Here is a 22,711-nt window from a genome sequence, read left to right on the forward strand (position 1 = left end):
GCCCTACTCGTCGACAATGTGCTTCAGGCCGGCCCTGAAGTAATCATAGCCCGTATATAGGGTCACGATGGCCGCGATCCAAAGCAGCACCAGCCCGGTCAGCGTCGTGTAGGGGAAGATCTTGTCGCCCGCCGGCCCCGCCAGCAGGAAGGCGATGGAGACCATCTGGATGGTGGTTTTCCACTTTGCGAGCTGTGTCACCGGCACGCTCACCTTCAGCGCAGCCAGATATTCGCGCAGGCCCGAAACCAGGATCTCGCGGCACAGGATGATGATGGCCGCCCACAGCGACCAGCCGGCGATGCCACCGCGGTGATCCGTATCAGCGGCAAGAAGCAGAAGGCAGGTCGCCACCAGCAGCTTATCGGCGATCGGATCGAGCATGCGGCCGATATTGGAAGTCTGCTTCCAGGCGCGGGCGAAGTAGCCGTCGAAATAGTCGGTGATGCTGGCGGCGAGGAAAACCGCCAGCGCCGACCAGCGGGCGAAGTCGCTCGATTTGAGATGCCCCTCGAGATAGAAGCACAGGACGACCAGCGGCACCGCCAATATGCGGGCATAGGTCAGCATGTTCGGCAGGTTGAAAGCTGGGCTGGCCATTTTTGAAAAGTACTCGTCGCAGGCAAATCGGATCGGATTGACCATAGTCAAATCAGAAGGCGGTCACCGGGGCAACTGTCGAAAGCCGTCAACGCGGCAAAACAATGACGATTCCGGCACTGTGGCTCAGCCATTATCGTGGAAGTGGTCATAAACCAGCCGCGCGACCCGCTCGGAAATGCCCTCTACTTCCATCAGGTCGTCCATGGCGGCGCGGCTCACCGCCTTGGCTGTGCCGAAATGGTGAAGCAATGCCCGCTTGCGCGTAGGCCCGACGCCGGCAATCTCGTCCAGCGGGTTGCGCACCATCTCCTTCTTGCGCCGCGCCCGGTGCGAACCGATGGCGAAGCGATGGGCCTCGTCGCGCAACCGCTGCACGAAATAGAGCACCGGGTCGCGCACCGGCAGAGTGAACGGGTTCCTGCCCTGTGCAAAGAAGCGCTCGCGGCCCGCCTCGCGATCCTGCCCCTTGGCGACGCCGATGGCGACGACACGATCCTCGATCCCGAGATCGGCGAGGATCTGGCGCACCGCCGTCATCTGCCCCTGCCCGCCGTCGATCAGGATGACATCCGGCCAGGCAGGAAAGCCGTGCGTATCCTCGACCTCGGCGGCGTCCTCCTCGCCATGCTCCTTGAGCAGGCGTGAGAACCGCCGCTCCATCACCTCGCGCATCATGCCGAAATCGTCGCCCGGCGTGATGGTGGTCGAGCGGATGTTGAACTTGCGGTACTGGTTCTTCACGAAGCCTTCCGGCCCGGCCACGATCATGGCGCCAACCGCATTGGTGCCCATGATGTGGGAGTTGTCGTAGACCTCGATGCGCGTCGGCGCCTTGTCGAGCCCGAAAGTGGCCGCAAAACCTTCCAGCAGCCGCGCCTGGGTGGAGGTTTCGGCAAGGCGCCGCCCCAGCGCCTCGCGCGCATTCTGCAGGGCGTGATCGGTCAGGTCCTTCTTTTCGCCGCGCGCCGGCACGGAAACGGCGATCTTGCGCCCCGCCCGCGCGCTCAGCGCCTCGGCCAGAAGTTCCCTCTCCTCGATATCGTGGGAAAGCAGGACGGCGCGCGGCGTCGGCTTGTCGTCATAGAACTGGGCAAGGAACGAGCCCAGCACCTCACCCGCCTCCAGCGCCGGGTCGGCCTTGGGGAAGTAGGCGCGGTTGCCCCAGTTCTGACCGGTGCGGAAGAAGAACACCTGGATGCAGTTCTGCCCGCCCTCCTGATGGATGGCGAAGACGTCCGCCTCCTCCACCGACTGCGGATTGATGCCCTGATGGCTCTGGACGTGGGAAAGCGCGGCAAGCCTGTCCCGGTAGATGGCGGCATGCTCGAAATCGAGATTGTCGGACGCGCGCTGCATCGCCTGCGATATCTCCTCCTTAACCTTCTGGCTGCGGCCGGAGAGGAAATCCTTCGCCTCGGCAACCAGCGCCGCATAATCCTCGTGCGAAATCTCGCCGGTACAGGGGGCGGCACAGCGCTTGATCTGGAAAAGCAGGCAGGGGCGCGTGCGATTCTCGTAGAAGGAATCGGTGCAGCTTCGAAGAAGGAAGGCCCGCTGCAACGAGTTGATGGTGCGGCCGACCGCCTGTGCCGAGGCAAAGGGGCCGTAATAATCGCCCTTTCGCGAGCGCGCACCACGGTGCTTGTAGATCCCCGGAGAGGGATGATCCGCCGTCAGCAGAATGTAGGGAAACGACTTGTCGTCCCGCATCAACACGTTAAAGCGTGGGCGCAACCTCTTGATAAGATTTGCTTCAAGAAGCAGAGCTTCTGTCTCCGTGCGGGTGACGACGAATTCCATGCGCGCCGTTTCGCGCACCATGCGGCCGATGCGGTTGGTGTGGAAACGGCCTTGCGCATACTGTGTCACGCGCTTCTTCAGGCTGCGGGCCTTGCCGACATAGAGCACATCGCCGGCCGCATTCATCATGCGGTAGACGCCGGGCGCATTTGGCAGGCGTTTGACCAGCGCCTGGATCACCTGCGCCCCGGTTTTGCTTTCACCTTCCTCGCCGTCACGATCGAGATCGATGCCGGTGAACGAAACCTCCGGCAGAGGGGCCGCCGACTCCTCCGCCACCTCTTCCAGTTCCGTGTCTGGCATGTCTTCGAGGCTGCCGCCCGGCCTTCCGTTTCGCCTCACCGCGTTCATTCCACGACACCCGCGATGTCCGGCGTCTGCCACGCCAGGTGCTGGCCGCCGTCAAGCGCGATCATCTGGCCGGTGACGGAACGCACCTGCCACAGATAGCGGATCGTGGCGCCGAATTCGGAGAGTTCCGGCCCCCTTTGCAGCAGCAGGGCATCCACCTGCTTGCGGAAATCAGCCTCGTCCTGGCGCGCATTGCGCAGCGTCGGGCCCGGGCCGATGGCATTGACGCGGATGCGCGGCGCAAGGGCCTGCGCCATGGTGCGCGTGGCGGTCCACAGGGCAGATTTGGAAAGCGTATAGGAGAAGTAGCGCGGCGAAAGCCGCCACACCCGCTGGTCGATAATGTTGACCACCAGCCCGTCGGCTCCTGCGGGCAATCCTTCCGCCATATCGCGCGCCAGGAGCACGGGCGCCTTCAGGTGGATCGAGAAATGCGCATCCCAGCCCTGCCAGTCGAAGTCGAGGACCGAATCATCCTCGAACAGCGAGGCGTTGTTGACCAGCAGCCTCACCGGCCCAAGCGCCTTCGCCACGCGTTCCATCAGGGATCCGGCTTCGCCCATGTCGGTCAGATCGCCATCGAAGACTTCCGCTGTACCGCCCTGGGCATTGATCTGCGCCGCCAGTTCGAAAGCTTCGGGCGAGGAATTGTGGCCGTGGATGGCGACGGCAAAGCCATGGGCGCACAGGTCCTCCACGATGGCGCGACCGATTCGTTTCGCCCCCCCGGTTACCAGCGCTGTTGCGGCCGCCTCGCTCATCTATCGATTCCCATTCTCGTCCATGCGGCCCGAACAAAGCCGGCGCACCTGCCCGCGATCGCCGGTCGGCGTTCAGACTCCGTTTGTGCCTACGGCAGGATTGTGGCAGAAACGCCCAAGGTTCTATCCGATTCACGGGTTCATGGAACCGTGACACGGGCAATATAGGTCCGCCAACGCCTTGCACCAAGCGCGTTTCGCCCCATAGACCGGCAGTCTCCTGACAAATCCTGTTGCATGATTGCAACGCCCTGTTTCGGCCTTATTCGTGCCGGAGAATCACCCAAATTCAGGTTCGCTTCCGCCGCATTTGCCGACGAGATTTCGGAACCGATGAGCGGCGGGATCGTTTTCCTCCCAAAACATTCCCGTTCTCACGTCAGAGAAGCCAGTGTCTGTGGCTGAAGGAGTAACGACCATGACAACCAAACTCAAATTCGCAAGGCCCGCAGCGGCAGCGCTCGGTATCATTGCCTTCGCCGCATCCGCTCCGGCATTCGCCGCCGATGTGGTGATGGAAGAGCCGCCGGCACCCGCGCCGATCGCCGAACTTCCGGTGGCTTCGTGGACTGGTCCCTATGCCGGTGTGAACCTCGGCTACGGCTTCAGCGGCCGCGTGAGGGAGCCGGGCAATTCGATCAGCACCGACGGTTTCCTCGGCGGCGCCTTTGTCGGCTACAACTACCAGATGGACAACAACTTCGTCCTCGGTGCGGAAGGCGACATCGGCTATAGCGGCGTCAAGGGCAGCAATGCCGGCGTCGAAGCCAAGGCTGGCGTCGAAGGCTCGCTGCGTGCCCGTCTCGGTTACGCGATCAGCCCCGACATCCTGCTCTATGGTACCGCCGGTGGCGCAGCCCAGAGCCTGAAGGTTACCGATCAGACGACCGGCGACCGCGACCGCAACACCATGCTCGGCTGGACTGCCGGTGCCGGTACGGACATCAAGTTCACCGACAACGTGTTCGGCCGCGTCGAGTATCGCTACACCGACTACGGCAAGGAAAGCTTCAACCTTGGCGCTGCCGGTACGGCCGACTTCGACTCGCGCGACCACCGCATCAACTTCGGTGTCGGTATGAAGTTCTGATCCAGACACCGGATCGCATGAAAAAGCCGGGGCAATCGCCCCGGCTTTTTTTGTTGGCCTTGTTCCCGGCTGCGAAACCGGTTCATGCCTTGATGCAAATCAGGACGGAAGAGAGGACTTCAGCTCAGGGAACTTCTCGTCGAAACGTGCCGCCCACCGGGTCAGGCGACCGCGACCCCGCTCCCATTGTCCGGCGAATCGCAGCGACAGGTATCCCAGCATGGCGCGAACCGCGATCTGGCCTGCCGTGATCTTCTTCGGCAGCTTCGGCGGATTGGCGTTGAGATGGTCGAGCGCCCGCGCGATCTTGCGCCACTGGCCATCGATCCACTCCTGATGCACCTTTTCCTCCGGACGCATGCGGCGCTCATAGACGATCGCCAGCGCACAATCACAGATGCCGTCCGCCAGAGCTTCCATAACCTCCGCTTCGGTGCGCCTGTCCGGATTGCGCGGGAACAGCGCGTTCTTCGATTCGCGGTTCAGATATTGGGTGATGGCGCGGCTGTCGAAGATCACGCGCCCGTCATCGAGCAACAGCGTCGGGATCTTGCCCAGCGGATTGGCGCCGATCAGTTCGGCCGGCTGGTCCGCGGTCTGGGTAAGCGCTCCCTCGATGGCAATGCCCGCATAGGCCGCCACCATGCGCACCTTGGCGCTATAGGGTGAGGCTGGGGCATAAAGCAGCTTCGGCATATTCTCTTCCAATCCTGGTTGCATGCGAACGAAAGCCTGCCCCGAGGCGTCCACCTTCGGGGCTGGAGGTCATTCCAATCTGGTCAGCGTGTTAGCGCAGAACCCGGCAATGCGCGTTGTAGACCAGCCAGCGGTCAAAGCCCGACACGCAGAATTCGACATTGTTTCCGACCGAGGCAAATCCCTGCCCCTCCTCGATCAGATACCAGATGTCGCGGTCATAGCCGTCCGAGAGCGTCACCTTCGCTCCGCAATAGTGGCGCGCGATCGGCCAGCGCTCGCTTGCGGGCTCGCTGCGGCGCAGGTGGATGCGATGGAAATCGGAAATGGCGACCTGCGGCAGGTTCGGCACGTTGCCCACCTGATGCGAGAACTTGCTGGTGATCCGGTTCAGCACCGAAGGCGTGCTGCAAACGCTGGGCACGCTCTCCTCCACATAGGGAGCAAGATCCGCCGCATGCGCAACGGGCTGCATGAGCAGCGGAGAACAGATGCCGGCAATGGCAAGAAGGGCGGACTTGGCGGCGCGGATCATTTCAACCTCTCAAGGTGATTTGGCGGCACTGTGAGGATTTCGCGAGGCGCGGTCAAGCGTCTGCCTTCTCTCCCGCAAGCCAGCGCAGGGACCATTTCGAGCCGGGTTCCAGCGCCAGCAGGCGATGAAGCTCCGGCAACAGGACCTTCAGTTCCGCCTCCAGCGTGAACGGCGGATTGACTACCACCATGCCGCTGCCGTCCAGCCGGGGAACAGAGGCCGCCGGCCGTATATCGAAGGCGATATCGAGCACGCGCGGAATCCCCGCTTCCGACAATGCGGCGTGAAAGGCCGCAACGGCCCGGCGGTCCTTGATCGGATACCACAGCGCATAGATGCCGCCCGGCCAGCGGCGATGCGCGCGCACCAGCCCGTCCACCAGCCGTTGGAACTCGCCGCCTTCCTCGAAGGGCGGGTCGACCAGCACAAGCCCGCGCTTTTCCTTCGGCGGAAGATGGCCCCCAAGCGCCAGCCAGCCATCCAGCTCGATCACCCGGGTCTGAATATCGCCTTCGAATCGGGCTTTGAGAGACGCCGCATCCCTGGGATGCAGTTCGATGGCCGTCAGCCTGTCCTGCCGGCGCAGGAGATGACGCACGATCATCGGGGAGCCGGGATAATGCACAAGATCTTCTGCGTCATTCACCGCACGAACGGCATCGAGATAAGGTGCCAGCAACGCCTGCGCCTCGGCACGGAGCTTCGTCCCGGTGACCTTGCCGATGCCATCGCGCCACTCCCCGGTCTTGCCGGCTTCCTCCGATGCCAGATCGTAGAAGCCGATGCCCGCATGGGTATCGATGACGCGGAAAGGCTTTTCCTTGCGCTTGAGATATTCGACGATGCGCGCGAGCACCGCGTGCTTCACGACATCGGCGAAGTTGCCGGCATGGTAGGCGTGACGATAATTCACGGCCCGTTCCCCCTGCCCCAGCGCGGCGGTTGGCAATTCGGGTTGTCCGGCCGGTTCCTGCGGCGCCGGAACGCCAGCACCAGTCCGACGACCCCGACTCCCATCAAGGACAGGCCGACCGGCTGCATGCGCGAATCGACCGCGCCTGACTCGCGCCGCAACACCAGTTCAACGGCCTTGATGTCGGCATCCACCACGTTGCCCCTGCTCAAGTCGAAGCGGTATGTCCCCGCATCCACGGCTTCGATCAATCCGGCATCGTCGCGGAACACACGCTCGGTGATCTGCGGGCTCTTCTGACGCGGCGTTGGGCCGGCACGGAAATCCAGCGTCTCCTCCAGCACCCTGCGGCCGTCATGCGCGGCAGTGATACCAAGCTGCGCCCTGCCGCTCTGGACGGCATGCGGGCGCCAGACGGTCAGATCGACCAGCACCCGAACGGGCGCATCGGAAGGCCGCAACGAAATTTCCGCCGGCACGAAGCGGCCCGCCTCGTAGACGCTCCATGTGCCGATTTCCGAGCCGGAGAAATTCGCAATGGCCCAGGGATAAAGACCAAGCGCGGCCCCCGCCAGCAGGACCAGCAAGAACAGGAAACGCATCACCAGCCCCGCCCGCACCACGTCATGCCTTGCGCTCCCAGCGGCGATCCGGCGTCTGCTGCCAGTACGTCACCTCGTGTCCGGCGGCCTTCATCGCCTTCCAGTGGTTGCGCGCGGCCTCGAGCTGCACCGCGTCATGGCCATCGAACAGGAACACGGCCCGTTCATAGGCCGCGAGATCGGGCGGTTCGGCCCCATCGACGAGAAAGCGGATCTGGGCGCCGTTCGCATTGTCCGTTCCGGTCGTCAGCAGGACCGGCTGCTCGCCAGGAAATGCCTCGCGATCGGTGCCATGGGCGAGGAACGAATCGTCGCGAAATGTCCACAGATGCTGGTCGAGCGCATCGCGGCGATCTTCCGAGCCGGTTTGCACGACCACCCGCCAGCCGCGCTGCAGGCTGCGCTCCAGCAGGCCGGGCAGCGCATCCTCCAGCGTCGATTCGGTCAGGTGGTAGAACAATATCTCGGTCATGGCATCGCAGTCGGTCCGGCGCGGATCAGCGGCCTTCGTTATTTCTCATAATGATCGCGCACCAGCCGGTCGAGCAGCCTGACGCCGAAACCCGAGCCCCACGAGTGGTTGACGTCTGTGGACGGCGCGCCCATGGCCGTGCCGGCGATGTCGAGATGCGCCCAGGGCACATTGTCCTTGATGAAGCGCTGCAGGAACTGCGCGGCGGAAATCGCACCGCCATAGCGGCCGCCGGTGTTTTTCATGTCGGCGTTCTTGGAATCGATGAGCTTGTCGTATTCCGGGCCGAGCGGCATGCGCCAGAGCCGCTCCTGCGTGGCGAGACCAGCCTGCGTCAGCCGGTTCGCCAGATCGTCATTGTTAGCGAACAGGCCGGCGTGATGCTGGCCCAGCGCCACCATGATGGCGCCGGTGAGCGTGGCAAGATCGATCACGGCCGTGGGCTGGAAGCGATCGCAGCAGTACCACAGCGCATCCGCCAGAACGAGCCGGCCTTCCGCGTCGGTGTTCATCACCTCGATGGTCTGCCCGGACATGGAGGTGACGATGTCGCCGGGGCGCTGCGCATAACCATCGACGGCGTTCTCCACCAGACCGACGATGCCGACCACATTGGCCTTGGCCTTGCGCGAGGCAAGCGCGTGCATGAGCCCGGTGACCGCCGCCGCGCCGCCCATGTCGCCCTTCATGTCCTCCATGCCGGACGGCGACTTCATGGAATTGCCGCCGGTATCGAAGGTCACGCCCTTGCCGACCACGGCCAGCGGCTTTGCGCCCTTGCGGCCGCCTTCCCAGCGCATGACCGCCAGGCGCGCGCCCCGCGGCGAGCCTTGCGCCACGCCCAGCAGCGCGCCCATGCCGGCCTTCTTCATCTCCTTTTCGGTCAGGATATCGACCTGCAAGCCGAGCGCTTCCATATCCTTGATGCGGGAGGCGAACTCCACCGGGCCAAGGACATTGGCCGGCTCATTGACCAGATCGCGGGCCAGGTTGACGCCGTCGACCATGGCTTTCAGGCCGGCAAATGCCTTGCGGGCGCCGGCCGGGTCCGCACACATAATCGTGATGCGGGCCGCCTTGCGGCGCGCCCCTGCGCTCTCGTCGTCCTTCTCGGACTTGCGGGTCTTGTATTTGTCGAAGGCGTAGGAGCGCAGCAATATCCCTGCCGCGACATTCGCCGCATCGGCGGCCTCGGCCGCTGCATTTGCGGGCAAGTCGAGCACGATGGTCGCGTCCTTCGCCTTCGCCGTAGCAGCCGCGATCGCGCCGCCGAGACGCAGCCATGCATGCTCGTCCAGATCGTCGGTCTTGCCGGCTCCGATGACGGTCAGCTTGTCAAGCTGCGTGCCCTGCGGTGCCAGAAGATCGAGCTTGGCCCCGAATTTGCCGGAAAAGTCCGCGATCCCCAGAACGCGCTCAAGTACGCCGGCCGGATCGATGCCGGCGACCGCCTCCCCGAAGCCGGCCTGCTCGGCAAACAGGAGGCAGGCGCTGCCCTTCGTGGGCACGGAGAACTTGGCGAAGCTTATGGCAGGGGTCGATGTCATCAAACTGTGCTTTCGGTATCGTGGAAGATCGCGAGAGTTGGTCGTTTTGCGTGTCTTGGCAAGCTATGGTGAATGCCATGGATAGCAGATCGCGCGATTCGATTGCGCATCGTCGGCCGCATTTTTAAACCATCCTTTTTCGAAACCTGTTGTTAACCATGAGCCTTCGCGCTTTTTTATCCATTCGGAACGACATTGCGCCCATGGGAAGCGCGATCCGGGCCATGGTTTCGGGTCGCGTCAGTGTGCGGGCGGCACCAGGGCCGACATCCCTCTTTGTGAGGCACGATGCCAGATAAACCGCTCGAGACGCCATCCGCATGAAGGTCATCGAACGCTATATACTGCGCCGCATGCTGCTGCTCTTTCTTGGAGCGCTGGCATGGACGCTGGCTATCGTGTGGACAACGCAGGTTCTGGCGCGCATCGATCTCGTCACCGACGGCGGCCAGTCCGCCCTCACCTTCTTCGAGGTCGCGGCCCTGATCATCCCGACAGTCATTCCCATCGTCGTTCCCTTCGCGGTGGCCGGCGCCGTCGCCCAGACGCTGTCGGGAATGAATGCCGATTCCGAACTCGTGGTCATCAACGCCGCCGGCGCATCACGCATGACCGTGGCGAAACCGGTGCTGCTCCTGGCGGTGGCGGCCAGCATATTCTGCTTCGTGATCCAGAACGGCGTCGAGCCCTATGCGCGCCAACGCAACCGCGACCTCATCGCCGAGGCGCGCGCCGATTTCCTGTCGCTGGTCATCCAGGAAGGCACCTTCCGCAAGATCGAGGACGGCCTGTTCGTCCAGGTCGGCGAGCGGCTGCCCGGCAATCGCCTGGCCGGCATTTTCGTGGCCGACAGCCGCGAGGAGGGCATCGATCTCATCTATTACGCCAAGACCGGCGCGGTGGTGGACCGGAGCGACACCAAGGCCTTGCTGATGAATGACGGCGTCGTCCAGCGCAAGGCGGTCGGCGGCGACATCTCCATCGTCCACTTCACCTCATACGCCTTCGATCTTTCGGCCTTCGATGCGGACACGGGCAGCGCGGTGCGCATGCCCAAGGACCAGACGACCACCTATCTGCTCAACCCGAACCGCAACGACGAAGTCTACAAGAAGTCGCCGCACCTCTACAAAAACGAGCTGAACAAGCGCTTTTCGGAATGGCTCTATCCCATCGCCTTCGCGCTCATCGCGCTTGCCGTGGCGGGTGATGCCAAGTCGCATCGCGAAGCACGTATCCACCCCCTGGTGACGACGATCTGCATTGCCCTGTTCGTCCGCTGGATGGGCTATTTCGCCGAGGGCCAGACAAAGACCCAGCCGCTGTTCAACTATGTGCTCTATGCCGTGCCGATCGGCATGGCGCTGGTATCGGTGTGGTGCATCAGGACGCAGCGCGCCATGGAGCTTCCGATCGGCTGGGTGGATGCGATCAACGCGTTTTCCGGCCGCGTGTCGCGCTTCCTCACGGATCTCAGGCTGCGCATTTCCAACAGCCGGATCGGCCGGGGGTCCGTCTGATGGGCTGGACGCTGGGCCGCTACTTCTTCTTCCGCTACGCGACCATCGCCACATGGTTCTTCCTGGGCATTTTCGCGCTGGTCTTCCTGATCGATTTCACGGAACTGACCAGCCGCACCGCCCGCATCCCCGGCTTCACCTACTGGATCGGCGCCACCATATCGGCCCTGCGGGTGCCGATGCTGGTGCTGCAGACGGTGCCTTTCGTCGGCCTGTTTGCGGCGATGGCGACGCTGGTTTCGCTGAACCGCAAATATGAGCTGGTGGTGGCGCGGGCGGCCGGCATCTCCGCCTGGCAATTCCTGCTGCCGGTCTGCCTTGGCGCGTTTCTTTTCGGCGTGCTCGCCGTCGTCGTGCTGAACCCTCTGGCCGCCAGCGGGCTGGTGCATTCGCAGCAGGTGGAAAATCTTCTGCGCTCCGGCAATTCGAATGCGGTCGACAGCAGTTCGGTGCCGTGGCTGCGCCAGAAGACCGCCTCCGGCGACACCATCATCGGCGCCCGCGCCATCCTCAGCCAGGGGCTGGAGATGGCCGACGCCACGTTCTTCATGCTCGACAGCGACGGCGACATATTCGAACGCAGGGATGCAAAGCGGGTGTTCCTGCGCGACGGCTATTGGGAGCTGCAAAACGTCACCGTTCGGCCATCCAACGGTCCCGGCGAGAAGAAGGATATCGACCGGGTTCCCACCGACCTGAAGCCGGAATTCGTCCAGGAACGGCTGGCGCAGCCCGAAACGATCCCATTTTTTGAGTTGCCGAAGAAAATCGAGGTTGCCCGCTCCTTCGGCCTCGGGGCAAATGCCTTCGCGATGCAATTCGATTCGCTGATCGCCCTGCCCTTCCTGCTGGTGGCCATGACGCTGATCGCCGCGACGGTGTCGATGCGCTTCGCCCGCATGGGGCAATCCGCGACGATGATTCTGGGTGGTGTTGTCGCAGGCTTTCTGCTTTATGTCGTCTCGGTTCTCGTCAAGGCGTTCGGTGTGGCGGGGTTCGTGCCCACGGTTGTGGCGGCATGGTTCCCGGTTGTCGTTGCCATGTTTTTCGGAGTAACATTCCTTTTGTATAAGGAAGATGGCTAGTGAGGGGGGCGGTTTTGCAACGCGGTCGGTTCAGCCGATTGTCGCTCCTGTGCGGCGTCAGCGGGCTTGCGTGCCTGCTGGCAAGCGGCTTGGCGACTGCTCCTGCCTTCGCGCAATCCATGGAGGATCTGGCTTCGGACGTTCCCTCCGATGCCCAGATGCTGCTGGAATCCGAGACCCTCGTCTACGATAACGATTCGCAGACCGTGACCGCCGTCGGCGGCGTGCAGATCGACTATGCCGGCAACCGGCTTGTCGCGCAGCGTGTCGAATACGACCGCAAGACGCAGCGCCTCGTCGCCAGCGGCGATGTCGAGATCATCAACAGCGACGGAACCAAGATCAATTCCGAGCACATCGACATCACCGACGACTTCGCGGACGGTTTCGTCAACGCGCTGCGCGTCGAGACTGTGGATAAGACCTATTTCGCCGCCGAAAGCGCCGAGCGCATGGGTGGCGTGCTGACCACATTCCACAACGGCGTCTACACCGCCTGCGAACCGTGCGAGGACAAGCCCGACAAGCCAGCCATCTGGCGGGTGAAATCGCAGAAGATCATCTGGAACAGCCAGAAGAAGACGATCCGCTTCCAGAACTCCAATTTCGAGTTCTTCGGCATGCCGATCGCCTATCTGCCGGTGTTCGAGATCGCCGACCCGACGGTGAAGCGCAAGAGCGGCTTCCTGTTCCCGTCGATCTCCTACAAGTCCGACCTCGGCGTCGGCGTCGGCATTCCCTATTATTTCGCCCTGTCGCCCACCTACGACCTGACGGTGAAGGGCAACTACTATTCGAAGCAAGGTTTCCTCGGCGAGGCCGAGTGGCGCCAGCGCTTCAACAACGGCCAGTACAACCTGAAGATCGCCGGCATCCGCCAGCAGGATCCCGGTGCCTTCGATGCGAACACCGAAAACAGCGGCCCTTCGGACAAGCCGAACAGATTCCGCGGCATGATGGGAACGGAAGGCCAGTTCGCGATCAATTCGCGCTGGGATTTCGGCTGGAACATCCTGCTGCAGACGGACAAGAACTTTTCCCGAACCTACGGCATCGACGGCTTCGAGGAATATGTCCATCGCTCCGAGGTCTATCTGACTGGCCTGAACGACCGGAACTACTTCGACCTGCGGGGCATGAAGTTCCAGATTCAGGAAGATATTCTCGCAACGGATTTCCGCCAGCGTGGCCGCGATGAAAAGCAGCCCTGGGTGCTGCCGTCCTTCGATTACGCCTATATTCCCGACACGCCGTTGGCTGGCGGACAGCTTTCGTTCAACGTCAACGCACGCGCGCTTAGTCGTGATCGCATCGATCAGACTTTCAACACTCCGTATGTTCCCGGGTCTGGTGTCCAGCGTGTCCGCGGCATCGAGGGTGAAAGCGGTCGCCTGACGGCCGAAGCGGAATGGAAGCGGTCCTTCGTCACCGATGGCGGCATGGTTTTCACTCCGCTGCTCGCTTTCCAGGCTGACGGCAACTACGTCAATGCATCCTCAGGATCACTTGCAGCCATCAACGAGATGGCAAACAACCGCGGCACGACAGACGATATGCGCTCGTCCTTCTTCCGGGGCATGGCGACGCTGGGCCTCGAATGGCGCTGGCCGATCCTGTTCTCGGCCACGGGTTCGTCACATGTGCTGGAGCCGATGGCGCAGCTTTTCGTGCGCCCCAACGAATCCTACGTCGGCGGGCTCGCGGTTCCCAACGAGGACGCGCAAAGCTTCGTCTTCGACGCCTCGACCCTGTTCGAGCGCGACAAGTTCTCCGGCTACGACCGCATTGAAGGCGGCACCCGCGCCAATGTCGGCTTCCGCTATGTCAGCAGCTACGACAATGGCTGGACGACGAACGCCATGTTCGGCCAGTCCTACCACCTGAATGGCGAGAACTCCTTCGCAGCTCCCGACCTCGTCAATGTCGGCGCCAATTCCGGCCTTGAGACAGACCGCTCCGACTATGTCGGCCTGGTTGGCCTGAGCAGCCCGAACGGCATTTCCGCCTCGCTCAGCGGCCGCTTCGACGAGCAGACCTTCGAGGTTCGCCGCTCGGAAGTGAAGCTCGGCTACTCCGGCAGCCCGATTTCCTTGTCGGCACGCTATGCCTTCATCCAGGCACAGCCGGATTATGGCTTCACCGAGGATCGTCATGAAGTGTCCTTCGGCGGCTCGGCCCAGTTCGCGGAAAACTGGCGTGTCTTCGGGTCCGGCACCTATGACCTCGAAAAGAACGTCATGGTCAGGAACGGCATCGGCTTCGGCTATGCCGACGAGTGCTTCACCTACCTGATGACCTATTCGCAGACGCGAGACCGTGACGACAAGGAAGTGTCGCAAAGCATCGGCTTCAACATTTCCTTCCGTACGCTTGGCGACTTCGGTTCCGCGACAAGCAACTTCATCCAGTAACGGATATGGCGCTCGACACGGTTTTGCCGCATAACGCGGGCAGAAACGTCTTTTCCAAGTTATCACCCGACGTGAACTGAAAGCTGGATGCCTGGAATGAGGAAATACTTCCTGTCAGCGAGCCTTGCGCTGTTCGTCGCGGCAACGGCCGTTTCGGCGGTGGCTGTCCCGACCCCGGCTGCGGCCGCCGAGATCAAGTATGTCGTCAACAACGTGCCGATCACCACGACCGACATCCAGCACCGCAACGCTTTCTTCCGCCTCCAGCGGCGCAAGGGCGACGCGGGCAACGAAATGATCGAGCAGACCCTGCGCCTTGCCGAGGCCCAGCGCCTGGGCATCCGCATCAGCGACAAGCAGGTCAACGACGCCTATGCGCGCTTTGCCTCCAGCAACAAGATGCAGGTTGCCCAGCTCGATTCCATCCTGGCGCAGGCCGGCGTCACCAAGCAGCATTTCAAGGATTTCATCCGCTCGCAAATGGCGTGGAACCAGGCGATCGGGGCGCGCTACCGGGCCGAACAGTCGAGCACCGGCCTCTCCAGCCAGCAGGAAGCGGTGCGCAACATGCTGAAGAAGGGCGGCAGCAAGCCTTCCGCCACAGAATACATGCTCCAGCAGGTGATCTTCGTCATTCCCCCGGCCGAACGCAAATCGACGCTGGGCAAGCGCAAGCGCGAGGCGGAGGCGCTGCGCGCGCGCTTCAACGGTTGCGCCAACACGCATCAGTTCGCCAAGGGCCTGCTTGACGTGACCGTGCGCGACCTCGGCCGTATCCTTGCACCTCAACTGCCCCCGGAATGGGCCGACCAGATCAAGAAGACCAAGGCCGGCGGCGCCACCGGCGTGCGCGAAACGGATCGCGGCGTGGAATTCATCGGCGTGTGCAGCGCCCGCGAGGTCTCCGACGACCGGGTGGCGCAGCTTGTCCTTCAGGAAGAGAACGCCAATACCGATGCCGACGAACTCGGCAAGAAATACATGGAAGAGCTGAAGAAGAAAGCCAACATCGTTCGGCGCTGAGATGCATAGCCAAGGCGCTCCGCTTGCCCTCAGCATCGGCGATCCGTCCGGCATAGGCCCGGAAATCGCCATGGCCGCCTGGCAGCGGCGGCATGAAGCCAGCCTTCCGCCCTTTTATATGCTTGCTGATCCGGCACTCGTCACCGCGCGCGCCCGGTTGCTCGGCGAGGATATTCCCCTTGCAGAGGTGAACCCGGCACAGGCCGTGGCGAGCTTTTCCGATGTCTTGCCCATTGTTCCGCTTGAGAATCGTTTCATCGACACGCCCGGCCGGCCCGACAAGGCCAACGCCGCCGGTATTGTCGAGGCCATCGACCGTGCGGTGGCGGATTGTTTTTCGGGCGCCGCCGCTGCAGTGGTGACCTGTCCCATCGCCAAGAAGCCGCTTTACGATGCCGGCTTCAGCTTTCCCGGACATACCGAGTATCTCGCCCATCTCGCTTCCGGGCGCGCGGGCAGAGCCGTCATGCCGGTCATGATGCTGGCCGGCCCGGAATTGCGGACGGTGCCTGTCACCATCCATATCGCGCTCGCCGAGGTGCCGAAGGCGCTGACCACCGAACTTGTCGTCGAGACGGCCCGCATCACCGCCGCGGACCTGCGCGACCGTTTCGGATTGGCCGATCCGAGGCTCGCCATTTCAGGGTTGAACCCGCATGCCGGCGAGGATGGCGCAATGGGTACCGAGGACCGCGATATCGTCGCGCCCGCCATCTCGACCTTGCGGGCAGAAGGGATCAACGCCTTCGGCCCGCTGCCGGCCGACACCATGTTCCATGCCAGCGCCCGGGCCCGCTACGATGTCGCGCTGTGCATGTATCATGACCAGGCCCTTATCCCCGCCAAGGCGCTCGCCTTCGACGACGCGGTGAATGTGACGCTCGGCTTGCCCTTCATCCGTACGTCGCCGGACCATGGCACCGCCTTCGACATAGCGGGCAAGGGGATTGCGCGCCCGGACAGCCTCATCGCGGCGCTCAAGCTTGCGGGCCGAATGGCGCTCACCGGCAGAACGGCGGAAACCGCTTGAGCTTCGACGGTCTGCCCCCGCTGCGCGACGTCATCGACCGCCATGAATTGCGGGCGAAGAAGGCGCTCGGGCAGAATTTCCTGCTCGACCTCAACCTGACCGGCAAGATCGCCCGCGCCGCCGGCGATCTGACGCATGCAACCGTCATCGAGGTCGGCCCCGGGCCGGGAGGGCTGACGCGCGCCCTGCTTGCCCATGGCGCCAAGCGTGTCATCGCCATCGAGAAGGACGAGCGTTGCCTGGCCGCGCTCGACGAGATTTCCCGGCACTATCCCGGCCGCCTGCAGGTGGTGCCGGGCGATGCGCTGAAGACCGATTTCGCGCAGCTCGCCAGCACCGGCGAGCCGGTCAGGATCGCCGCCAACCTGCCTTACAATGTCGGCACCGAATTGCTGGTGCGCTGGCTCACGGTCAGGCAATGGCCGCCCTTCTACCAGTCGATGACGCTGATGTTCCAGCGCGAGGTCGCGCAGCGCATCGTGGCGGAGCCGGGCAGCGAGGCCTATGGCCGGCTGGGCGTTCTGGCCGGCTGGCGCACGCAGGCGCGCATAGCCTTCGACGTGCCGCCGCAGGCCTTCACGCCGCCGCCCAAAGTCACCTCGTCCGTGGTGCATGTGGTGCCGCGTGAAGAGCCCCTGCCTGCCGATGTCGGAAAGCTCGGAAAGCTGACCGAAGCGGCCTTCGGCCAGCGCCGCAAGATGCTGCGCCAGAGCTTGAAAGGACTGGGCGGCGAGAGACTTCTGGAAAGCGTCGGCATCGACCCGACGCGCAGGGCCGAGACGCTCAGCGTCGAAGAGTTCGTCCGCCTCGCCAACGCAACCTGAGAGCGGCCTCAGGCGACGGCTTCGTCCATCAGCCCGGAAACGAAATCGAACAGGCCCGGACGGCGGTCGCGGCGCAGGCGTTCGGCCGTGACGATCGATACCACCTCGGTGAAGGCACGGTCGAGGTCGTCATTGACGACGACGAAATCATATTCCGTCCAGTGCTCGATCTCGTCACGGGCGTTGTTCAGGCGGGTCTCGATCACCGCTTCCTGATCTTCGGCACGGCGCATCAGTCGCGCCTTCAGCTCGGTCATGGACGGCGGCAGGATGAAGATCGAAACGATGTCGCCCCGCATCTTCTCGCGCAATTGCTGGGCACCCTGCCAGTCGATGTCGAACAGCATGTCGCGCCCTTCGGCCATGGCCTTTTCGGCGGGACCACGCGGCGTGGCGTAGAAATTGCCGTGCACTTCGGCCCATTCCAGCAGCTCGTCATTGTCGCGCAGGATCTCGAACTCGCGGCGGCTTCGGAAATGATAGTGGCGGCCGTCGATTTCGCTGCCCCGGCGCGGGCGCGTGGTGACGCTGACGGAGAGTTCGAACTGGTTGTCGCTTTCCAGCAGATTGCGCGCAATCGTCGACTTGCCCGCGCCGGAGGGCGAGGACAGGACCAGCATCAAACCCCGGCGACGGATTTGGGAACCGACATCTTTTGGCGGCATCTGCTACTCCAGATTCTGAACCTGCTCGCGGAACTGATCGACGACGGCCTTCAGGTCAAGCCCGATGGCGGTGATCGAGGCGGCGTTCGATTTAGAGCATAAGGTATTCGATTCGCGATTGAATTCCTGCGCAAGAAAGTCGAGCTTGCGGCCGACCGCTCCACCCGTGGCCAGCAAGGCACGCCCCGAGGCCACATGGGTCTTCAGCCGGTCGATCTCCTCGCGGATATCGGCCTTGGTGGCAAGGAAGGCGGCTTCCTGATGGAGCCGTGTTTCATCCAGTTCCCCGCCGGCGTCGAGCAAAAGCTTCACCTGCTCCGCCAGCCGCTCCCGAATGGCCGTCACCTCGCGGGACGGGTCGGCTTCGGCCCGCAAAGTCAGTTCCTCGATCCTGTCCAGATGGCCGAGAAGAAGGCTGCCCAGCGCTCCTCCCTCATCGAGCCGCGCCTGCTCCAGTTGTGCAAGCGCTGCTTCGAGCGCCTGCTGGATGGAGGAATCGAGTGCGGCGCGCATTTCCGGTGTTTCCACCACCTCCGGGATTTCCAGAACGCCGCGAAGAGCAAGCAGGCCGTCGGCACTGGGCGGGGCCACGCCGAACTGCTCCTGCAGACGCTGCGCCAGCCCGGCAACGTCCCTGAGGAAGGCTTCGTTGACCACAGGCTGCGCCAGCGTCCCGGCCGGCCGGGTCACGGTCAGCGTCGCCTGAAAGCTGCCGCGCGCGAAGCGCTTCTGGATCGACTGGCGTACCGGCAGTTCCAGCCTGTCGAAACCGGGCGGCAGGCGCAGCCGCACCTCGGCGCTCTTGCCGTTGACCGATTTCAGTTCCCAGGCGATGGCCGCCCCTTCGTGTTCGGCCGCCACCCGGGCAAATCCCGTCATGCTTTGCAGGGTCATATGATCCTCCCCCGGCCCGCCATCGGAAATCCCCGGCACACCCGTTCTGCCCGGAAACCGGCACGGCCTTCCGTTCTACTGTGTGGAGCTGGGTGCGGCCGCGTCACCGCTTGCATCGGTGCCGGTTTGCCCGGGAGCAGCCTTGGCCGCCTCTTCCGCCTGCTTGCGCTGCCAGGCGCGATAGCGGGCGACGTTGTCGTTGTGCTCTTTCAACGTCGTCGCAAAAGCGTGGCCGCCGGTGCCATCCGCCACGAAGTAGAGTTCCTCGGTTCGGGAGGGGTTGGCGACAGCCTCAAGCGAAGCGCGACCGGGATTGGCGATCGGCGTCGGGGGCAGACCGTTGATCGTGTACGTGTTGTAAGGTGTCGGCTTCTCGATGTCGGACTGGTAGATCGGCCGGTCGCTCGGCTTTCCCTTGCCGCCGAACAGGCCGTAGATGATCGTGGGGTCCGATTGCAGGCGCATGCCCTTGCGCAGCCGGTTCAGGAACACCGCGGCGATGCGCGAGCGCTCATCACCGCGCGAAGTCTCCTTCTCCACGATGGAGGCAAGCGTGACGAACTCGTTCTCATCGGCCAGCGGCAGGTCGGAAACGCGGCGAGCCCAGATCTCGGTGACCATCGCCTTCTGGTCGGCCAACAGCTTGTCGACCATCTGCTGGCGGGTGGCGCCACGGGTAAAGCGCAGCGTATCGGTGGCGATGCTGCCCTCGGGCGGCAGGTCCTTCGGCATGTCGCCGCTCAACGCCTCGTGCGCGGCAATACGGTCGAACGCCTGATGCACGGTCAGGCCCTCGGGAATGGTGAGCGCATAGGTCACCGACTTGCCGCTCTTCAGCAATTCCATGATGTCGCGCATGGACGCATGCGGCTTGATTTCGTACTCGCCGGCCTTCAGCGCCTGGTCGTTGTCATAGGCGCGCACGCCAAGACGGAAGATTCGCGAATCACTGATCAGGCCGCGGCGCTCGAGCTGCTCCGCGATCTGCGCCACGCCGGTGCTGGGCTTGACCAGGAAGGTTTCGCCCGTTGCCGACGGGCCAGGCTCCACGAACGCCTTCTTGCCGAAATAGACGGCAAGGCCCGCGCCCACCATCACCAGCAGGATCAGCGAGAGCATGAAATTCATGAAGACGATGATCTGGCTGCGGGAACGACGCGACCGCTTGGCCGGCGGCGGCGTTCCCTTTTCCGGGCGCAGTGCTTCGTTTGCCGTCTTCGGCACAATGGGACCGCCCGGCGGTACCGGGCGCTGGCCGAACTCGTTGCCCCCAGGATTGGTGTTCATGGCACCCCGATCTGATGTCGTATCGATTCCCCTCCGGCAGAGTAGGAGCGAATATGGCAAAATTCGCGGCGCCCGGCACGACCGGACGCCGTACGCGACGGCTTGTCAGCCATTAAAGCGCTGGAAGATCAGCGAAGCGTTGGTGCCGCCGAAGCCGAAGGAATTGGACAGCGCCACGTCGATCTGGCGCTGGCGCGGCTTGTTCGGCACGAGATCGATCGCGGTCTCGCGTTCGGGATTGTCCAGATTGATCGTCGCCGGCGCGATGTTGTCGCGGATGGCGAGGATGGAGAAGATCGCTTCCGCCGCGCCGGCGGCGCCAAGCAGGTGGCCGATCGACGACTTGGTCGACGACATCGAAATCTTCGACGCCGCATCACCGACCAGGCGCTCGACGGCGCCGAGCTCGATCGTGTCGGCCATGGTCGAAGTGCCATGGGCATTGATGTAGTCGATGTCGGACGGCTTGAGATTGGCGCGCTTCAACGCCGCGGTCATGCAGCGGAAAGCACCGTCGCCATCCTCGGAAGGGGCAGTGATATGGTAGGCATCGCCGGTGAGGCCATAGCCGGTCACTTCGGCGTAGATGTGCGCGCCGCGGGCCTTGGCGTGTTCCAGTTCCTCCAGAACCACGACGCCGGCACCCTCGCCCATGACGAAGCCGTCGCGGTCGCGGTCATAGGGCCGCGATGCCTTTTCGGGCGTGTCGTTGCGCTCGGTGGAAAGCGCGCGGCAGGCAGCAAAGCCGGCCAGTGAAAGCCGTGTCACCGGGGCCTCGGCGCCGCCAGCCAGCATCACGTCCGCATCGCCCCACATGATCAGCCGCGCCGCATCGCCGATGGCGTGCGCGCCGGTCGAGCACGCCGTCACGACTGCGTGATTGGGACCCTTGAGGCCGTGGCGGATGGAAACCTGGCCCGAGACCAGATTGATGATCTGGCCGGGAATGAAGAAGGGGCTGATGCGGCGCGGGCCACGCTCCTTGAGCGTGAGGGCGTTTTCGGCAATGCCCTCGATGCCGCCGATACCCGAACCGATGAGGACGCCGGAGGCGCAACGCTCCTCCTCCGTCTTCGGCTCCCACCCGGAATCCCTGATCGCTTCGTCGGCGGCAGCAATCCCGTACAGGATGAACTCGCCGATCTTGCGCAGTTCCTTGGCTTCGAGCACGGCCTCCGGGTTGAAGGTGCCGTTCGTCCCGTCGCCACGGGGAATGACGTGGGCGATCTTGCAGGCAAGATCGTCCACCTCGAACTCGGTCACACGGCGTGCTGCGCTGCGGCCGGACAGAAGCTCCTTCCATCCGTGCTCGTAACCCATACCGAAAGGCGAAAGCAGGCCGAGACCCGTAACGACAACGCGCCGCATGTCAGAAATCATGTCCGCCGGAAGAGATCAGGCGGAAGCCTTGTCGATGAACTTGACGGCGTCACCGACGGTCAGGATGGTCTCGGCGGCATCATCGGGGATCTCGACGCCGAATTCTTCCTCGAATGCCATGACGAGCTCGACCGTGTCGAGGCTGTCTGCGCCCAGATCGTCGATAAAGCTGGCCTGCTCGGTCACCTTGTCGGCGTCGACGCCGAGATGCTCGATAACGATCTTCTTGACGCGCTCTGCGGTGTCACTCATTTGGGCATCCTCGTCTTCAGGTTAGGTCTGTCTTCGTTAGCGGTCGCAATGCCGCTAATCAAGTTGAAAAGATGGTCCTGCAACAAACGCTACAAAGCAGGCCGCTTCCGGCGAGAGCCTTGGAATTGCGGGCCGCATTACACGAAAATTCCCGCGCGTCCAAGGCGAAAAGCCGACTATACCTAGATCATCGACCTAGATCATCGCCATGCCGCCATTCACATGAATGGTCTGGCCGGTCACATAGGCGGCTTCGTTCGAGGCGAGATAGGCGACCGCGGCGGCGACTTCGTCGCCGGTGCCCATGCGCCTGGCCGGAATGGCCGCCATGATGGTTTCCTTCTGCTTGTCGTTGAGCTTGTCGGTCATGGCCGATTCGATGAAGCCCGGCGCCACGCAGTTGACGGTGATGTTGCGGGTGGCGATCTCCTGCGCCAGCGACTTGGAGAAGCCGATGATGCCGGCCTTGGAGGCGCAGTAGTTCGCCTGGCCCGGATTGCCGGTCACGCCCACGACGGAGCTGATGTTGATGATGCGGCCGTGGCGGCGGCGCATCATCGGATGCGTCAGTTCCCGCGTCAGCCGGAACACGGCCGACAGGTTGACGTTGATGACGTCGTCCCAGTCGGCGTCGCTCATGCGCACGAACAGGCCGTCGCGGGTGATGCCGGCATTGTTGACGAGGATGTCCACGCCTTCGAGCTCGGCTTCCGCCTTCTGGCCGAGTGCCTTGACCTCGCCGGCATCCGACAGGTTGGCCGGAAACAGCTTCACCCGCTCGCCAAGTTCGCCGGCCAGCGTCTCGAGCTTTTCAACGCGCGTGCCGTGCAGGCCGACGATGGCGCCATTCGCATGAAGCACGCGGGCGATGGCCTCGCCTATTCCGCCGGTCGCGCCCGTCACCAGCGCCTTGCGGCCAGTCAGATCAAACATTTCTGCCTCCTTCAACGCCCCACAAGGCGGCTTGTCC

General features: G+C 63.4%; 22 protein-coding genes. 7 read left to right on the top strand and 15 right to left on the bottom strand.

Annotated elements, in window-relative coordinates; all coding sequences use genetic code 11:
- Positions 1-3: 3 nt before the first annotated feature.
- The 3 genes from pgsA to ABID37_RS14265 form a co-directional block, all read right to left on the bottom strand.
- Entirely contained in the window at positions 4-600 is a 597-nt protein-coding gene (pgsA, locus tag ABID37_RS14255; RefSeq protein ID WP_354195840.1) for a CDP-diacylglycerol--glycerol-3-phosphate 3-phosphatidyltransferase, read from the bottom strand.
- A gap of 126 nt (positions 601-726) precedes the next feature.
- Positions 727-2,754, bottom strand: a complete 2,028-nt coding sequence (gene uvrC / locus ABID37_RS14260; protein WP_354195842.1) for an excinuclease ABC subunit UvrC — start codon at positions 2,752-2,754, stop codon at positions 727-729.
- Positions 2,751-3,515, bottom strand: a complete 765-nt coding sequence (locus tag ABID37_RS14265; RefSeq protein WP_354195844.1) for an SDR family oxidoreductase — start codon at positions 3,513-3,515, stop codon at positions 2,751-2,753. The genes uvrC and ABID37_RS14265 overlap by 4 nt, the downstream gene beginning before the upstream one ends.
- A gap of 418 nt (positions 3,516-3,933) precedes the next feature.
- On the opposite strand from ABID37_RS14265, the gene ABID37_RS14270 reads away from it, so the two are divergent.
- A complete protein-coding gene (locus tag ABID37_RS14270; RefSeq protein WP_354195846.1) occupies positions 3,934-4,605 on the top strand; it encodes an outer membrane protein in 672 nt (223 codons plus the stop codon).
- A gap of 99 nt (positions 4,606-4,704) precedes the next feature.
- Here ABID37_RS14270 and ABID37_RS14275 read toward each other — a convergent pair whose 3' ends face one another.
- The 6 genes from ABID37_RS14275 to ABID37_RS14300 form a co-directional block, all read right to left on the bottom strand.
- Positions 4,705-5,301, bottom strand: coding sequence for a glutathione S-transferase (locus ABID37_RS14275; protein ID WP_354195848.1), 597 nt, complete (start codon positions 5,299-5,301; stop codon positions 4,705-4,707).
- Between the two features lie 91 nt (positions 5,302-5,392).
- Positions 5,393-5,836, bottom strand: a complete 444-nt coding sequence (locus ABID37_RS14280; protein WP_354195850.1) for a hypothetical protein — start codon at positions 5,834-5,836, stop codon at positions 5,393-5,395.
- Between the two features lie 52 nt (positions 5,837-5,888).
- On the bottom strand, positions 5,889-6,749 hold the full coding sequence (locus ABID37_RS14285) for a 23S rRNA (adenine(2030)-N(6))-methyltransferase RlmJ (RefSeq protein WP_354195852.1): 861 nt from the start codon (positions 6,747-6,749) through the stop codon (positions 5,889-5,891).
- On the bottom strand, positions 6,746-7,351 hold the full coding sequence (locus ABID37_RS14290; RefSeq protein ID WP_354195854.1) for a hypothetical protein: 606 nt from the start codon (positions 7,349-7,351) through the stop codon (positions 6,746-6,748). Before ABID37_RS14290 ends, ABID37_RS14285 begins: the two co-directional genes overlap by 4 nt.
- A 22-nt stretch (positions 7,352-7,373) precedes the next feature.
- Positions 7,374-7,823: a DNA polymerase III subunit chi gene (locus ABID37_RS14295; protein WP_354195856.1), complete on the bottom strand. Its 450-nt coding sequence runs from the start codon at positions 7,821-7,823 to the stop codon at positions 7,374-7,376.
- A 38-nt stretch (positions 7,824-7,861) separates the two neighbouring features.
- Complete coding sequence (locus ABID37_RS14300) at positions 7,862-9,370, bottom strand: leucyl aminopeptidase (protein ID WP_354195858.1); 1,509 nt, start codon at positions 9,368-9,370, stop codon at positions 7,862-7,864.
- A 320-nt stretch (positions 9,371-9,690) separates the two neighbouring features.
- Between ABID37_RS14300 and lptF the strand changes: the two genes are divergently transcribed.
- The 6 genes from lptF (at position 9,691) to rsmA (ending at position 17,263) form a co-directional block, all read left to right on the top strand.
- Positions 9,691-10,890: an LPS export ABC transporter permease LptF gene (lptF, locus tag ABID37_RS14305; RefSeq protein ID WP_354195860.1), complete on the top strand. Its 1,200-nt coding sequence runs from the start codon at positions 9,691-9,693 to the stop codon at positions 10,888-10,890.
- The gene (lptG, locus tag ABID37_RS14310; RefSeq protein ID WP_354196023.1) at positions 10,887-11,975 is read left to right on the top strand and encodes an LPS export ABC transporter permease LptG; all 1,089 of its coding nucleotides are present in this window, start codon (positions 10,887-10,889) and stop codon (positions 11,973-11,975) included. Before lptF ends, lptG begins: the two co-directional genes overlap by 4 nt.
- Positions 11,975-14,386: an LPS-assembly protein LptD gene (locus tag ABID37_RS14315; RefSeq protein ID WP_435521567.1), complete on the top strand. Its 2,412-nt coding sequence runs from the start codon at positions 11,975-11,977 to the stop codon at positions 14,384-14,386. Before lptG ends, ABID37_RS14315 begins: the two co-directional genes overlap by 1 nt.
- Before the next feature lie 87 nt (positions 14,387-14,473).
- The gene (locus ABID37_RS14320) at positions 14,474-15,409 is read left to right on the top strand and encodes a peptidylprolyl isomerase (RefSeq protein WP_354195862.1); all 936 of its coding nucleotides are present in this window, start codon (positions 14,474-14,476) and stop codon (positions 15,407-15,409) included.
- Position 15,410: 1 nt separating this feature from the next.
- A complete protein-coding gene (gene pdxA, locus ABID37_RS14325; RefSeq protein WP_354195865.1) occupies positions 15,411-16,439 on the top strand; it encodes a 4-hydroxythreonine-4-phosphate dehydrogenase PdxA in 1,029 nt (342 codons plus the stop codon).
- Positions 16,436-17,263: a 16S rRNA (adenine(1518)-N(6)/adenine(1519)-N(6))-dimethyltransferase RsmA gene (gene rsmA / locus ABID37_RS14330; RefSeq protein ID WP_354195867.1), complete on the top strand. Its 828-nt coding sequence runs from the start codon at positions 16,436-16,438 to the stop codon at positions 17,261-17,263. The genes pdxA and rsmA overlap by 4 nt, the downstream gene beginning before the upstream one ends.
- An 8-nt stretch (positions 17,264-17,271) precedes the next feature.
- Here the strand turns inward: rsmA and gmk are convergent, their stop codons facing one another.
- The 6 genes from gmk to fabG form a co-directional block, all read right to left on the bottom strand.
- On the bottom strand, positions 17,272-17,928 hold the full coding sequence (gene gmk, locus ABID37_RS14335) for a guanylate kinase (protein WP_354195869.1): 657 nt from the start codon (positions 17,926-17,928) through the stop codon (positions 17,272-17,274).
- A gap of 3 nt (positions 17,929-17,931) precedes the next feature.
- Positions 17,932-18,822 (bottom strand): YicC/YloC family endoribonuclease, encoded by an 891-nt coding sequence (locus tag ABID37_RS14340; protein WP_354195871.1) that lies wholly within the window; start codon positions 18,820-18,822, stop codon positions 17,932-17,934.
- A 75-nt stretch (positions 18,823-18,897) separates the two neighbouring features.
- On the bottom strand, positions 18,898-20,109 hold the full coding sequence (gene mltG / locus ABID37_RS14345; RefSeq protein ID WP_354195873.1) for an endolytic transglycosylase MltG: 1,212 nt from the start codon (positions 20,107-20,109) through the stop codon (positions 18,898-18,900).
- A gap of 105 nt (positions 20,110-20,214) precedes the next feature.
- Positions 20,215-21,477 (bottom strand): beta-ketoacyl-ACP synthase II, encoded by a 1,263-nt coding sequence (gene fabF / locus ABID37_RS14350; RefSeq protein ID WP_354195875.1) that lies wholly within the window; start codon positions 21,475-21,477, stop codon positions 20,215-20,217.
- Positions 21,478-21,504: 27 nt separating this feature from the next.
- A complete protein-coding gene (locus ABID37_RS14355; protein ID WP_035033204.1) occupies positions 21,505-21,741 on the bottom strand; it encodes an acyl carrier protein in 237 nt (78 codons plus the stop codon).
- Positions 21,742-21,936: 195 nt separating this feature from the next.
- Positions 21,937-22,674: a 3-oxoacyl-[acyl-carrier-protein] reductase gene (gene fabG, locus ABID37_RS14360; protein ID WP_354195877.1), complete on the bottom strand. Its 738-nt coding sequence runs from the start codon at positions 22,672-22,674 to the stop codon at positions 21,937-21,939.
- Positions 22,675-22,711 lie beyond the last annotated feature (37 nt).

Origin of the sequence: Aquamicrobium terrae (genome assembly GCF_040545735.1) — a bacterium.
In the GTDB taxonomy this organism is placed as follows: Bacteria; Pseudomonadota; Alphaproteobacteria; order Rhizobiales; family Rhizobiaceae; genus Mesorhizobium; species Mesorhizobium terrae_A.

Excerpts from the sequence above, each read along its gene's own strand:
- pgsA (WP_354195840.1), bottom strand. The coding sequence starts at position 600 with ATGGCCAGCCCAGCTTTCAACCTGCCGAACATGCTGACCTATGCCCGC.
- uvrC (WP_354195842.1), bottom strand. The coding sequence starts at position 2,754 with ATGAACGCGGTGAGGCGAAACGGAAGGCCGGGCGGCAGCCTCGAAGAC.
- ABID37_RS14265 (WP_354195844.1), bottom strand. The coding sequence starts at position 3,515 with ATGAGCGAGGCGGCCGCAACAGCGCTGGTAACCGGGGGGGCGAAACGA.
- ABID37_RS14270 (WP_354195846.1), top strand. The coding sequence starts at position 3,934 with ATGACAACCAAACTCAAATTCGCAAGGCCCGCAGCGGCAGCGCTCGGT.
- ABID37_RS14275 (WP_354195848.1), bottom strand. The coding sequence starts at position 5,301 with ATGCCGAAGCTGCTTTATGCCCCAGCCTCACCCTATAGCGCCAAGGTG.
- ABID37_RS14280 (WP_354195850.1), bottom strand. The coding sequence starts at position 5,836 with ATGATCCGCGCCGCCAAGTCCGCCCTTCTTGCCATTGCCGGCATCTGT.
- ABID37_RS14290 (WP_354195854.1), bottom strand. The coding sequence starts at position 7,351 with ATGCGTTTCCTGTTCTTGCTGGTCCTGCTGGCGGGGGCCGCGCTTGGT.
- ABID37_RS14295 (WP_354195856.1), bottom strand. The coding sequence starts at position 7,823 with ATGACCGAGATATTGTTCTACCACCTGACCGAATCGACGCTGGAGGAT.
- ABID37_RS14300 (WP_354195858.1), bottom strand. The coding sequence starts at position 9,370 with ATGACATCGACCCCTGCCATAAGCTTCGCCAAGTTCTCCGTGCCCACG.
- lptF (WP_354195860.1), top strand. The coding sequence starts at position 9,691 with ATGAAGGTCATCGAACGCTATATACTGCGCCGCATGCTGCTGCTCTTT.
- ABID37_RS14320 (WP_354195862.1), top strand. The coding sequence starts at position 14,474 with ATGCCTGGAATGAGGAAATACTTCCTGTCAGCGAGCCTTGCGCTGTTC.
- pdxA (WP_354195865.1), top strand. The coding sequence starts at position 15,411 with ATGCATAGCCAAGGCGCTCCGCTTGCCCTCAGCATCGGCGATCCGTCC.
- gmk (WP_354195869.1), bottom strand. The coding sequence starts at position 17,928 with ATGCCGCCAAAAGATGTCGGTTCCCAAATCCGTCGCCGGGGTTTGATG.
- ABID37_RS14340 (WP_354195871.1), bottom strand. The coding sequence starts at position 18,822 with ATGACCCTGCAAAGCATGACGGGATTTGCCCGGGTGGCGGCCGAACAC.
- mltG (WP_354195873.1), bottom strand. The coding sequence starts at position 20,109 with ATGAACACCAATCCTGGGGGCAACGAGTTCGGCCAGCGCCCGGTACCG.
- fabF (WP_354195875.1), bottom strand. The coding sequence starts at position 21,477 with ATGCGGCGCGTTGTCGTTACGGGTCTCGGCCTGCTTTCGCCTTTCGGT.
- ABID37_RS14355 (WP_035033204.1), bottom strand. The coding sequence starts at position 21,741 with ATGAGTGACACCGCAGAGCGCGTCAAGAAGATCGTTATCGAGCATCTC.
- fabG (WP_354195877.1), bottom strand. The coding sequence starts at position 22,674 with ATGTTTGATCTGACTGGCCGCAAGGCGCTGGTGACGGGCGCGACCGGC.